Below are 12,611 nucleotides of genomic sequence, written 5' to 3' on the forward strand. Positions count from 1 at the left end.
ATCGCTATGGCGCGAAGATCGACCAGTTCATCATCCTGGCGAGCTTTTCCAGCGCGATCGAACCCAGCTTGGAATTGCCGTTGGCGTTGAGGCCGGGCGACCAGACGGCAAGCGAGGCGACCCCCGGCACGATACCCAATATACCGCCGCCAACGCCGCTCTTGCCGGGAATACCGACGCGGAAGGCGAAATCGCCGGAGCCGTCATAGTGGCCGCAGGTCAGCATCATGGCGCCGATGCGCCGCGCCCGCTCCGCCGACACCACCTGATACCCGGTCGCCGGGTTCTTGCCGCCATTGGCGAGGAAGCGACCGGCCATTGCCAGTTGCCGGCAGCTCATGGCGATGGCGCAATGATGGAAATAGACGCCCAGCGCCAATTCCGGCGCATGATGGAGATTGCCGAAGGATTTCATGTAATTGGCGAGTGCGAAGTTGCGGTAGCCGGTGGCCCGTTCGGAAGCCGCGACCTCGCGGTCGATGATGATGGTCTCGTCGTCGCAGAGGAACTGGATGAAGCGCAGGATCTCGCCGATCGCCTCGCGCGGCTGGTGGCCGGCAAGGAGGATGTCGGAAATGACGATAGCGCCGGCATTGATGAACGGATTGCGCGGAATGCCGTTCTCATGCTCGAGCTGGACAATCGAGTTGAACGGGTTGCCGGACGGCTCGCGCCCGACCCGCTTCCACAGCGCGTCGCCGACATTGCCGAGCGCCAGCGTCAGGGTAAACACCTTCGAGATGCTCTGGATCGAAAAAGCCTGGTCGGCATCGCCAGCCACCAGCACGCCGCCGTCATTGGTGACGGCCGCGATACCGAATTTCTTCGGATCGACCTTGCCCAGTTGGGGAATGTAGGTCGCGACATCGCCGCGATCGGTGCGTTCAGCCATTTCCGCCGCGACTTCCGCCAGCGCCTGTTCGAGCTCCGGCATGGCGCTACCTCAACCAGCGTTCGATGCGCGCCATCGCCTCGACGATGTCGTCGTGGCTGCCGGCATAGGAAAACCGCATCGTGCGGTGGCCCGCCCGGGTGTCGAAGTCACGGCCGGGCGTCGCCGCCACATGCGCCTCGGCCAGCATCTTGCGGGCAAAGGCCATGCTGTCATTGCTGTGCCGGGTGACATCGCAAAAGGCATAGAAGGCGCCATCCATGGGCGCCGCCAGGGGAAAACCCAGCTCCGGCAGGCGCTTCATCAGAAGCTCGCGATTCCAGGCATAGCGCCGCTTCACCGCTTGCAATTCCTCGGTTGCGGCAAAGGCCTCGATCGCCGCGATCTGCGACAGCTCCGGCGGCGAGATGTAGAGGCTCTGGGCGATGCGCTCTACCGGCCGCACGAGGTCTTCCGGCAACACCATCCAGCCGATGCGCCAGCCGGTCATGCAATAGTATTTCGAGAACGAGTTGATCACCGTCACGCTGTTGCTAAAGGCGAGTGCCGTGGTGTCTGGGGCGCCATAGGCCAGCCGATGATAGATCTCATCGGAAATGACGGCGATGCCGAGGGATTCCGCCATGGTGACCAGGGCCGCCAGTTCATCGGCCGGTATGACGGCGCCGGTCGGATTGGCCGGACTTGCAAACAGCACGCCCTTCAGAGGCTTCTCCCGATGCGCGGCCTGCAGATGGCCGGCATGCAAATAAGCCGCGTCGCCGAGCTCGATTTCGACCACGTCGATGCCAAGGGCTGCCATGATGTTGCGATAGGCGGGATAGCCGGGCGCGGCGATGGCGACCCGGTCGCCGGGATCGAACATCGCCAGGAAAGCGAGATTGAAGGCCGCCGACGATCCGGTGGTCACCGCGATCCGGCCAGGGTCGACATCGAGGCCGTAGTGATCCGCGTAATGCCCCGCGATCGCTTTGCGCAGCGGGGCCAGGCCCAAGGTGTCGGTATAGCCGATGCGTCCAACCTCCAGCGCCTTGGCCGCGGCGGCGCGAACCCCGACAGGCGCCGGATCGGATGGCTGGCCGACCGCCATGGAAATCACCGGCACGCCCTGTGCCTTCAGCCGGTTCGCTTCGGCCAGCACATCCATGGCGTGGAACGGCTCGACATTGCCGCGATGGGAGAGCGAAACGACCATTTTTACCCCTGTTGCGAGGATTGAGCGCGCCAGGTCCTGACGCATGCGCCGCACAAATGCCCGATTGATGTGAGGATCACAAGTTGAGGAAGTTTTTCAGGCGCCGACTTTTCATCTTTCGCCCGCTCGTCTACCAGTGGACACATTATGTTGAGCCGACCCAGATCGACGATTGCCCGGGCAGCGCGTGTCTTCGCGACGATCTCGCTTGCCGCCGCGGTTGCAGTGGCCGGTTCGGTGACCGCCTTCGCCCAGGGCGTGCCAGTGGTACGCGACGCCGAGATCGAAGCTCTGGTACGCGATTATGCACGGCCGATCTTCAAGGCGGCCGGGCTGGCGAATGACGGCATCGACATCGTGCTGGTCAATGATTCCAGCTTCAACGCCTTCGTCACCGGGCGCCGGCTGTTCATCAACACCGGCGCGCTGATGACGGCTGAAACACCGAATGAAATCATTGGTGTCATCGCGCACGAAGCCGGGCATATCGCCGGCGGCCACCAGCAGAAACTGCGCGAGCAACTCGAACGCGCCAAGACCATGGCCATCATCGCCACCTTGCTCGGTGCCGGCGCCATGGTCGCCGGCGCGACGACAAACAGCGGCGGCCTTGCCGGGGCCGGCATGGGCGTGGCGGCTGGCGGCGGCGAGATGGCGCAGCGCAGCATCCTCGCCTATCAGCGCACCGAGGAAATCACGGCCGACCGCTCGGCCATCACCTATCTCAATGCCACCGGCCAGTCCGGCATGGGCATGCTGAAGACCTTCCACCGCTTCCAGACCGCGCTGTCGCTGTCAGGCGCGCAGGTCGATCCCTACCGGATCAGCCATCCGATGCCGCAGGACCGCATCGCCAATCTCGAGGTGCTGGTCAAGCAGAGCCCCAATGTCGACAAGCTCGACGCGCCGACGCTGCAGCAGCGCCATGACATGATGCGGGTGAAGATTGCCGTCTACATGGAAGGCCAGGCCGCCGCGGCGCGGCTGATACAAAAGATGCGCGGCGGCATGGCGGCGCTATACGGCGATGCCCAGTCGACCTATCTCTACGGCAACCTCGACGCGGCGCTCGCCAAGACCAACGCCCTGATCAAGGCGCAGCCCAAGAATGCCTACTTCCAGGAACTGCGCGGCGATATATTGATGAAGGCGAACAAGCCTAGGGATGCGGCCGACGCCTACGCCAAGGCTGTCAGCCTCGATCCGGCACGGTCCGGCCTGCTGCCTGTCTCGCTTGGCCAGGCGCTGATGGCGGTCGGCACGCCCGACTCGCTCAAGAAAGCTGTCGTGCAGATCAACAATGGCCTGGGGCGCGACAAGGAAAACTCCACCGGCTATCGTTATCTGGCGCAGGCTTACGGCGAGCTGGGAGACATACCGGGCGCCGAGCTTGCCACCGCCGAAGGCCATTTCTATTCCGGTAACTACAAGGATGCGAAGATCTTCGCCATGCGGGCGCAACAGCAGATGAAGCGCGGCGAGCCGCGCTGGATACGCGCCCAGGACATCATAAACTACAAATCATCAGGCAAGAGCCAGTAAACTCATGAACCCTCCGGCCGTGTGCTGCGACACAGCCAGACCGGAAAACAGGCAGAAGGAACGAGAACGATGAAGAAGGCACTGCTGCTGTGCACCACGGGGGTTGCGGTCGCCCTTGCCATGCTGGCTTTCGGTTTCGTGGCCGGCAATCCGCAGGTTGCGAAGGCCGGAACGGCGCAGCCTGCCCAGACGGCGCAGCCTGTCCAGACGGCGCAGCCTGCCCAGTCGGCCGTGGCCGATACCAAAATCGACCGCGCCGAGGTCGAGGGAATCATCCGCGACTATCTCCTGAAGAATCCGGAAGTGCTGCTCGAAGTGCAGGACGCACTCGAGGCCAAGCAGAAGGAGGAGCAGCGGCTCGCGGCGCTCGGCGTCATCAAGAACGCCAAGGACCAGATCTTCAACTCCACCTTCGACGGCGTCGTCGGCAACCCGAACGGCAAGGTAACGATCGTCGAGTTCTACGACTACAATTGCGGCTTCTGCAAACGCGCCATCGAGGATATGCGGGCCCTGACCAAGTCAGATCCGGATCTGCGTTTCGTGCTCAAGGAATTCCCGATCCTCGGCCCGGATTCGCAGAAGGCCAGCGTCGTTTCGATGGCGTTCCACCTGATGATGCCGGAGAAGTACGGCGAGTTCCACAATGCGCTGCTCGGCGGCCAGGGGCGCGCCACCGAGGCAACCGCGATCAAGATCGCACTTTCGCTCGGCGCCGACGAGGCGACGCTGCGCGAGAAGATGAAGGACGCGTCGATCCCCGAGGCCTTCTCCAAGACTTACGATCTTGCCAACAAGCTGCAGATCACCGGAACCCCTTCCTACGTCGTCGGCAACGAGGTCGTGTTCGGGGCGCTCGGGCAGGAAGTGCTTGCCGAAAAGATCGAGGCGGCGAAAGCCGCGCTTTGACCGGCGAGTGGTTTTCTTCACGGGCACGTTTCGGCCTGTTGTGGACAGTGAAAGAACGCACTTGCGCTCTTTCCGCGGGCGACTATGCCCGGTATAGAGGCCCAGCGCGCCGGCTTGACGTCGGCGCCGGAAAAGGTCGACTTTTTTGAAAACGGTTTTCGTCCTGAACGGTCCCAATCTCAACGCGCTCGGCAAGCGCGAGCCGGGCATCTATGGCGGCAAGACGCTCGCGGCCATCGCCGACGACTGCAAGCAGGCAGGCAAAGCGCTCGGGATCGAGATCGATTTCCGCCAGTCGAACCATGAAGGCGATCTTGTCGACTGGATCCAGGAAGCCGGCGACAAGGCCGCCGGCATCGTCATCAATCCAGGCGCCTACAGCCATACCTCGATTGCCATCCACGACGCCATCCGCTCGATCGCGCCGCTGCCGGTCGCCGAAGTTCACCTTTCCAACATCCACGCGCGGGAACCGTTCCGCCACGTCTCGATGGTCGCGCCGGTCGCTGTCGGCATGATCTGTGGCTTTGGGCCGCTCGGCTACACGCTGGCGCTGCAAGCGCTGGCCGCACGCCTATGACCGGCCAACAAACAGAAGGCTCGAAAATGTCGATAAAGAAGACCGGTGTTGACCAGCAACTGATCCGCGATCTGGCGGGCATACTGAACGACACCAACCTGACCGAGATCGAGGTTGAACTCGGCGACCTGAAGGTACGGGTGTCACGGCAGGCGCCTACCGTCCATGCGATCGCCGCACCGCAACCGGCCTATGCGCCGGCAGCGGCATCCCAATCTGCCGCCGTGGCTGCCCCGGCCGCGGTCGACGTGTCCAAGAACGCCGTCCCTTCGCCCATGGTCGGTACTGCCTACCTGGCGCCGTCGCCGGACGCCAAGCCGTTCATCGAGGTCGGCCAGAAGGTCAAGGAAGGACAGACGCTCTTGATCATCGAGGCGATGAAGACGATGAACCAGATTCCCTCGCCGCGCGCCGGCACGGTGACGGCGATCCTGTTCGAGGACGCGACGCCGGTCGAATACGGCATGCCGCTTGTCGTGATCGAGTAGAGCGAGCCGGATGTTCCAGAAGATCCTCATCGCCAATCGCGGCGAAATCGCACTTCGGGTGCTGCGCGCCTGCAAGGAACTCGGCATCCAGACGGTGGTGGTGCATTCGACCGCCGATGCCGACGCCATGCATGTGCGGCTGGCCGACGAAAGCGTGTGCATCGGTCCGCCGCCGTCGCGCGACAGCTATCTCAACATCCACCAGATCGTCGCGGCCTGCGAGATCACCGGCGCCGACGCTGTGCATCCGGGCTACGGTTTCCTGTCGGAGAACGCCAAGTTCGCCGACATCCTGGCGGCGCACAACATCACCTTCATCGGTCCGTCCGGCGACCATATCCGCGTCATGGGCGACAAGATCGAGGCCAAGCGCACCGCAAAGCGTCTTGGCATTCCGGTGGTGCCCGGCTCCGACGGTGCGGTGACCGAGGAAAAGGAAGCCAGGCGGATCGCCGCCGAGATCGGCTATCCCGTCATCATCAAGGCGTCGGCCGGCGGCGGCGGACGCGGCATGAAGGTGGCGCATACCGAGGCGGACCTCGAAATCGCCCTGCAGACGGCGCGTTCGGAGGCCGGCGCGGCCTTTGGCGACGACGCGGTCTACATCGAGAAATACCTGGAGAAGCCGCGCCACATCGAGGTGCAGGTGTTTGGCGACGGCTTCGGCGGCGGCGTGCACTTTGGCGAGCGCGACTGCTCGCTGCAGCGGCGCCACCAGAAAGTCTGGGAAGAGGCCAATTCGCCGGCGCTCAACGCCGAGGAACGGTCGCGCATCGGCGGCATCTGCGCCAAGGCGATTGCCGATCTCGGCTATTCGGGCGCCGGAACGATCGAGTTCCTGTACGAGAACGGCGAGTTCTATTTCATCGAGATGAACACGCGTCTCCAGGTCGAGCATCCGGTGACGGAAGCGATCACCGGAATCGATCTGGTCCACGAGCAGATCCGCGTCGCTTCCGGCGGCGGCCTTTCGGTCAAGCAGGAAGACATCAAGTTCAACGGCCACGCCATCGAATGCCGCATCAATGCCGAGGATCCGCGCACCTTCACCCCCTCGCCCGGCACGATCACCCATTTTCATACGCCCGGCGGCCTCGGAATCCGCGTCGATTCCGGTGTCTACTCCGGCTACAAGATCCCGCCCTACTATGACAGCCTGATCGGCAAGCTGATCGTGCATGGGCGCAACCGAGTCGAATGCATGATGCGGCTGCGCCGGGCGCTCGACGAATTCGTCGTCGACGGCATCAAGACGACGTTGCCGCTGTTTCGCGATCTCGTCGGCAATGCCGACATCGCCAACGGCGACTACGACATCCATTGGCTGGAAAAATATCTGGCCAAGGGCGAATAGCGCGGGGACGCGATGACCCGTCCATACGCGCCAGGCTATCGCATCCCCACCGACCTTCTGCTCAAGGCATACGCCTCGGGCGTGTTCCCGATGGCCGAAAGTGCTGGTGACCCGGAAGTGTTCTGGGTGCGCCCGGAAACGCGCGGCATCATTCCGCTCGAGGGCTTTCACACGCCCAAAAGCCTGCAGAAGACGATCCGCAGGCACCCGTTCGACATCCGTTTCGACTTCGACTTCGAGGCGACGATCGACGGCTGCGCCGAAAAGCGCGAGGAGCGCCGCTCGACCTGGATCAACGCGCCGATCCGCGAAGCCTATGTGCAACTGCACCGGATGGGACACTGCCATTCGGTCGAGGCATGGCGGGGGGGGCGTCTGGTCGGCGGGCTCTATGGGGTCTCGCTCGGGCGGGTGTTTTTCGGGGAAAGCATGTTTTCCAAAGAGACGGACGCGTCGAAGATCTGTCTCGTGCATCTCGTCGAGCGCCTGAAGGCACGCGGCTTCGCACTCCTCGATACGCAGTTCACCACCGAGCACCTCAAGCGCTTCGGCGCGGTCGACGTGCCGCGCGGCAAGTATGAGAAGATGCTGGCCGACGCGCTGAAGGGCGAAGCGATCTTTTTTCCGTAGGGATCAAGCCCTACTTGGCGGTGGCCTCGAGCGGCGTCTGCGCATGGAACATCATCTTCCAACCGTTGACGCGGTGGACATAGCCGGTGCTGACCAGTGCGGCGTAGGGTTCGCCATTCTCGCGCGTCGCATGCGCCTCGTAGGTCAGCATGACGATGTCGCTGCCTGGCTCGATTATGCCCTTGAGCTCGATGTCGAGATCGCGCCAGCGGTTGGGCTTGGTCGCGGTCTCGGCCAGATCGGCATTATCCATCGCCTTGGCCATCCGCGGAAACGCCACCAGGCATTCGGTGTCCGCGTTGGCGGCGTAGTAGGCACTGTCACCCGTCCAGAACCCCTTTTCAAGTTCCAACAACTCGGCCTTGTTGGCCATGATCCGCTTGCTGTCCGACATAGCATATCCTCCGGGCACGTCTTGATGCTCCAACGCGCGCCCGCCATGGCGGTTCCAAGAGATCAGTTGGCGGTGGTCGTGTCCGGTTCCGCGGCGTCGTCCGGCTGTGCCGCGTCCGGAGTGACCGGGGGCTTGGGCCTGGCCGAGGCGGGCTTGGTCGCGGCCGGCTTCGAGGCGTCGGCTTTCGCTCCGTCGGCCTTGCCAGCATCAGGCGCCGGTACATCCGACTTCTGCTTGCATTCCTTCAGCCAGACGTCATAGACGGCGTGCTCGACGGCATTGAGGCCAGGGCTTTCGGCAAACATCCAGCCGGTGAAGATGCGGCGGATCTTGCGGTCGAGCGTGATCTCGTCGACCTCGACGAAGGAATCGGTCTTCGGCTCCTCGTTCTCCGGCCGGGAATAGCAGACGCGTGGCGTCACCTGCAGGGCGCCGAATTGCACCGTCTCGTCGATATAGACATCGAAGGTGATGATGCGGCCGGTGATCTTGTCGATACCGGCGAACTCGGCGACCGGGTTGGCAATGCGATCCGATCCCGCTGCCGCTGGCGGCGCCGGGGCGGCAGGTGTGGGTGAAGCCGCAAAGGCGACGGTGCTGACGGCGAGGCTGGCGGCTAGCGTCAGACCGCCTGTCGATATCAGGTTGAAAAAGCTCATGCAGGGGTACCGGTGGTTCGCGCCCAGGTGATTCCATCGATCGCCAAGGCTAGTCGCCGTTTTCTGATCAGCAAGCAGCTAAACACCAATTGTGGCGATAAAGGACCGGCCTGCACCTTACGGTTACAAACCCGCGCCGTTACGACCCCGGCGTCCAGGCGTCGTAGTCGCCGGTGACCTGCGGGCGATGTTGGTTGGTCAGCACCGAGCCCTTCGGGCGATAGGCCGCGGGCGTGCCGGTCAGATTGGGCAGGTGCGGCTTTTGCCAGTCGCGCGGCCGGTAGTCGTCGCTGGGGGGAGCGACATCGACACGATGGTGAATCCAGCCGTGCCAGCCCGGCGGAATGGCCGACGCTTCCGAATAGTTGCGGTAGATGACCCAACGGCGCGTACGGCCTTCCGAATCGATACCGCCTTCATAGTAGACATTGCCGGCCTCGTCCTGGCCGACCCTCTTGCCGTACCGCCAGGTGTGCAGGCGCGTTCCCAGCGTCTGGCTGTTCCACCAGGTGAAAAACTGCGTCAGGAAAGTCTTCATCTCAGAACCCTCGCGCTGGTGGCGCCCGTTTCCTGCTTATGGCGTCAGGCCCTCGGGAAGGCAAGGGTTTTGCCGCGGGAGCGCGCAAATGGCGCGCCAGGGACCCGACACAAGCCTGTGATCCCTGGGCCTGTGATCCCTGGGGTAGCCGGATGCACGCTTGCCAAGCCTTGCCGCTCTTTCTAAAGCTCTGCGCGCCCAGGCGGAAATCCTCTCCGCCTCGGGGGCTAAAGGAGGCGACGATTGGCCACGCAATTGCCGACCACCGACATTCGCATCGGTGCCGACCTGATTCGCCGCCGCAAGGGCGGCACGCCGATCGTCTGCCTCACCGCCTACACCTACCCGATCGCCCGCCTGCTCGATCCCCATGTCGACCTGCTCCTGGTCGGCGACAGCGTCGCCATGGTCCTGCATGGCCATGAGACGACGCTGGGCGCCTCGCTGGAGATGATGATCGCGCACGGCCAAGCCGTGATGCGGGGCTCGGCCAGGGCCTGCGTCGTCGTCGACATGCCGGCCGGCACCTATGAGGATTCAGCCGCGCAAGCCGTGGCCTCGGCGCGGCGCATCGTTGGCGAGACCGGTTGCCAGGCGGTGAAACTCGAGGGAGGCGTCGACATGGCCGCTCAGATCGCGGCGATCGTGGCCGCCGGTATCCCGGTCATGGGCCATATCGGCCTGCAGCCGCAATCGGTCGAGAAAGACGGCGGCTACAAAATCAAGGGCCGGACGGACGAGAATGTTGCCGCCCTGATCGCCGACGCGCTCGCGGTCGAGAAGGCCGGCGCGTTTTCCCTGGTCATTGAAGGAACGATCGAGACGGTCGCCGCGGACATCACCGGCCGCATCGCCATTCCAACCATCGGCATCGGCGCCAGCAGCGAGTGCGACGGCCAGATCCTGGTCATCGACGACATGGTCGGGCTGACCGTCGACCGGGTGCCTAAATTCGTCAAGCAATACGCCGATCTGCGCAGCGTGATCGCGCATGCCGCCGAGCGCTACGCATCGGAGGTACGGGACCGCGAATTCCCCGGCCGTGCCCATGTCTTTTCAAAAACAAATGGCGGGGATGAAGCATGAGCCGGCCCGACGTCGTCGACAGCGTTGCCGAGCTTCGCGCACGCATCCGCGACTGGCGGCGCGATGGGCAGCGCATCGCCTTGGTGCCAACCATGGGCGCATTGCATGACGGGCATCTTTCGCTGATCAAGATCGCCCTCGAAAGAGCCGATCGATGCGTGGTGTCGATCTTCGTCAATCCGACGCAGTTCGCGCCGAGCGAGGATCTCGACAAATACCCGCGCCAGGTGGCCCGCGACCTCGATATGCTGACGATGGCCAAGGCCGATCTCGCCTTCACGCCTGATGTCAACGAGATGTATCCCCCCGGTTTTGCGACGAAAATCTCGGTCGGCGGCCCGTCAGCCGGGCTCGAAACGGACTTTCGACCCACCTTTTTCGATGGCGTCGCCACAGTGGTGGCCAAGCTTCTCCTGCAGGCCGCACCCGACTTCGCCATCTTTGGCGAAAAGGATTATCAGCAGCTTTGCGTCGTCAAGCAGCTTTGCCGCGACCTCGACCTGCCCGTCGAGATCATCGGCGCACCGACCATTCGCGACGCGCATGGCCTCGCCATGTCGTCACGCAACGCCTATCTCGATGAAGCCGAACTCCAGACCGCCCGCCAGTTCAACCTTATCCTGCGCAAGGCGGCAACGGCGCTGGCGGCGGGCGCAGGTCAGGAAGAAACGATCGCCGAAGCAAGCCGAGCCCTGATCGTCGCCGGCTTCCAGAAAGTCGATTATGTCGAGGCCCGAGAAAGCCTGACACTTGCGCCATGGCGGCACGACCGAATGGGCCGCGTCCTCGCCGCCGCCTGGCTGGGAAAAACCAGGCTGATCGACAATGTGGACGTTTCCACCGCCTGATCGGCGTTCGCGCTATCGATTGCTGTTTGCAGTCTCAACGCTGCCGGCGCCAGGCACACAGCGGAAACTCGAATTGCTGATACGCGAACTGTCGCCACCTGCGACCGCGCCGATCCTGGCCTTCACCCGTCCCGCTTGCGGCTCCCCCAGCCTACTCCTCGGTCGGCATATGCAGGTACATTGACTGGATGCCGACCCTGCCGGGGCCGGTGAAGCGGTTGACGATGAAATTCATGTTGGCACCGAAGAAGCCGCTCGACAGCCGGTCGATCTTGGTTTCCATCCTGACCGAGGCATCCTTGAACAGCCAGCCGCCGGGTTCGATGTCGATGGTTTCGCCCGGAGCGAGCGTCTTTTCAAAAACGTTGCCGTAGCCGTGCAGCCAGACGATGCCGTCCCCAGTATCGCCGCGAAACCGGTCGATGAAGAAGCCGCTCTGGCCGAACAGCATTGTCGCCAGGCCGCGTACACGCTCGAACGTGTAGTCGACATTGCCGGTGGCGGCCAGGAACTGGTGCTCGCGCACCTGGATCTCCTCGCCTTGCCGCAGGTGAATCGGCACGATGTGACCGGGTCCGTCGCGGCTGAAGGCGATGACGCCCGCTCCCGACGCCTCGGTGACGAAGATCTGCATGCCGGCCATCATGCGCTTCAGCGCCCCCTTCAGCGATTTCAGGCCGATGGTGATCGTGGAATTTTTCCACAGCAGGATGTGGTGCTCGAAATAGACAGGCATCCGCGTCACGTCGACGGAAAGCACAGGCACCAGTTCGCCCGCTATGTGATAGGTGACGCCGCCAAAGGTTTCGTCCGACACCTCGGTCGGCATCAGTTCCGGCAGGCTTGGCATGGTTCCCCCCAAGCCGTCCCGCGCGCGTCGGTTTATTCCGGCTTCGAGCGGGTCGGCCTGAGCACCTTTGGTGGCGGACATCAGGGCCGTCAAACGAAAACGGAGCCCGGGGCGGGCGCTCGCGCGAAGGTGATCACGCCGCCACGGTGGTCAGGCAGCAAGTACCCGTTCATAGATCAACGCCGGGATGGCCGAACCGGCGGAGCCGCAATTGTCGGTGCGGCCGGCCTGGACGAAGCCATTGGCCCGATAGAAGGCTACGGCGCGGGTGTTCTTCTCTTCCACTTCGAGCCGAATCCCATGGGCTTCCGGAAAACTCTCGATGATTTCGTCGAGCAGCATGCCGCCGATGCCTCGGCCCTGCAGCGCAGGAAGCACATAGAGCTGCCTGAGCATAACCACGCCGCCGTCGCCGACGGCTTCGGCAAACGCCATACCGCCAATGCGCTTGCCGTCATCGGCAACGAGGAACTCACTGCTCGGCTTGACCAGCCTGGCCTTCAACGAAGCGATGGAGTGCCATTCATTGGTGATCTCGGTGACCCGTTCGGCACCGTAGATCGCGTCATAGCTGGCATGCCAAGTCTCGACCAGCAACGCCCGGACGGCTGCGAGGTCGCGATCCCCGGCGGTGCGGACGAACATG

General features: G+C 63.5%; 15 protein-coding genes. 8 read left to right on the forward strand and 7 right to left on the reverse strand.

Going from position 1 to position 12,611, the window contains the following annotated elements; genetic code table 11:
* Nucleotides 1-4: 4 nt before the first annotated feature.
* Complete coding sequence (locus EN845_RS00730) at nt 5-934, reverse strand: glutaminase (protein ID WP_127279912.1); 930 nt, start codon at nt 932-934, stop codon at nt 5-7.
* A gap of 4 nt (nt 935-938) precedes the next feature.
* A complete protein-coding gene (locus tag EN845_RS00735) occupies nt 939-2,087 on the reverse strand; it encodes an aminotransferase class I/II-fold pyridoxal phosphate-dependent enzyme (protein WP_127869408.1) in 1,149 nt (382 codons plus the stop codon).
* Nucleotides 2,088-2,234: 147 nt separating this feature from the next.
* Between EN845_RS00735 and EN845_RS00740 the strand changes: the two genes are divergently transcribed.
* From EN845_RS00740 to aat, 6 genes are all read left to right on the forward strand, one after another.
* Nucleotides 2,235-3,629 (forward strand): M48 family metalloprotease, encoded by a 1,395-nt coding sequence (locus EN845_RS00740; protein ID WP_127869409.1) that lies wholly within the window; start codon nt 2,235-2,237, stop codon nt 3,627-3,629.
* 69 nt (nt 3,630-3,698) lie between these two features.
* A complete protein-coding gene (locus EN845_RS00745) occupies nt 3,699-4,538 on the forward strand; it encodes a DsbA family protein (RefSeq protein WP_127869410.1) in 840 nt (279 codons plus the stop codon).
* A 145-nt stretch (nt 4,539-4,683) separates the two neighbouring features.
* Entirely contained in the window at nt 4,684-5,118 is a 435-nt protein-coding gene (aroQ, locus tag EN845_RS00750; RefSeq protein ID WP_127279916.1) for a type II 3-dehydroquinate dehydratase, read from the forward strand.
* A 26-nt stretch (nt 5,119-5,144) separates the two neighbouring features.
* The gene (gene accB, locus EN845_RS00755; protein WP_127279917.1) at nt 5,145-5,606 is read left to right on the forward strand and encodes an acetyl-CoA carboxylase biotin carboxyl carrier protein; all 462 of its coding nucleotides are present in this window, start codon (nt 5,145-5,147) and stop codon (nt 5,604-5,606) included.
* A 10-nt stretch (nt 5,607-5,616) separates the two neighbouring features.
* Nucleotides 5,617-6,960 (forward strand): acetyl-CoA carboxylase biotin carboxylase subunit, encoded by a 1,344-nt coding sequence (gene accC, locus EN845_RS00760; protein WP_127280307.1) that lies wholly within the window; start codon nt 5,617-5,619, stop codon nt 6,958-6,960.
* 12 nt (nt 6,961-6,972) lie between these two features.
* Nucleotides 6,973-7,590, forward strand: a complete 618-nt coding sequence (aat, locus tag EN845_RS00765) for a leucyl/phenylalanyl-tRNA--protein transferase (RefSeq protein WP_127869411.1) — start codon at nt 6,973-6,975, stop codon at nt 7,588-7,590.
* A 10-nt stretch (nt 7,591-7,600) separates the two neighbouring features.
* Here the strand turns inward: aat and EN845_RS00770 are convergent, their stop codons facing one another.
* The 3 genes from EN845_RS00770 to EN845_RS00780 all read right to left on the reverse strand — a co-directional run bounded on the left by EN845_RS00770 (nt 7,601) and on the right by EN845_RS00780 (nt 9,181).
* Nucleotides 7,601-7,984, reverse strand: a complete 384-nt coding sequence (locus EN845_RS00770; protein WP_127869412.1) for a hypothetical protein — start codon at nt 7,982-7,984, stop codon at nt 7,601-7,603.
* A 62-nt stretch (nt 7,985-8,046) separates the two neighbouring features.
* Nucleotides 8,047-8,643, reverse strand: coding sequence for a DUF2155 domain-containing protein (locus tag EN845_RS00775; protein WP_127280304.1), 597 nt, complete (start codon nt 8,641-8,643; stop codon nt 8,047-8,049).
* Nucleotides 8,644-8,782: 139 nt separating this feature from the next.
* Entirely contained in the window at nt 8,783-9,181 is a 399-nt protein-coding gene (locus EN845_RS00780) for an NADH:ubiquinone oxidoreductase subunit NDUFA12 (protein ID WP_127280305.1), read from the reverse strand.
* Nucleotides 9,182-9,424: 243 nt separating this feature from the next.
* Here EN845_RS00780 and panB point away from each other — a divergent pair, with 243 nt between their 5' ends.
* Complete coding sequence (gene panB, locus EN845_RS00785) at nt 9,425-10,267, forward strand: 3-methyl-2-oxobutanoate hydroxymethyltransferase (protein WP_127869413.1); 843 nt, start codon at nt 9,425-9,427, stop codon at nt 10,265-10,267.
* The gene (gene panC, locus EN845_RS00790) at nt 10,264-11,115 is read left to right on the forward strand and encodes a pantoate--beta-alanine ligase (RefSeq protein ID WP_127869414.1); all 852 of its coding nucleotides are present in this window, start codon (nt 10,264-10,266) and stop codon (nt 11,113-11,115) included. The genes panB and panC overlap by 4 nt, the downstream gene beginning before the upstream one ends.
* A gap of 151 nt (nt 11,116-11,266) precedes the next feature.
* Here panC and EN845_RS00795 read toward each other — a convergent pair whose 3' ends face one another.
* Together EN845_RS00795 and EN845_RS00800 are read right to left on the reverse strand one after the other, a co-directional pair.
* Nucleotides 11,267-11,965, reverse strand: a complete 699-nt coding sequence (locus EN845_RS00795; protein ID WP_127869718.1) for an AIM24 family protein — start codon at nt 11,963-11,965, stop codon at nt 11,267-11,269.
* A gap of 150 nt (nt 11,966-12,115) precedes the next feature.
* Nucleotides 12,116-12,610 carry a GNAT family N-acetyltransferase gene (locus EN845_RS00800; protein ID WP_127869415.1) on the reverse strand — a complete coding sequence of 165 codons (495 nt, stop codon included), beginning with the start codon at nt 12,608-12,610 and terminating at the stop codon, nt 12,116-12,118.
* Nucleotide 12,611 lies beyond the last annotated feature (1 nt).

The sequence above is a fragment of the Mesorhizobium sp. M8A.F.Ca.ET.202.01.1.1 genome (genome assembly GCF_004791595.1).
Classification (GTDB): domain Bacteria; phylum Pseudomonadota; class Alphaproteobacteria; order Rhizobiales; family Rhizobiaceae; genus Mesorhizobium.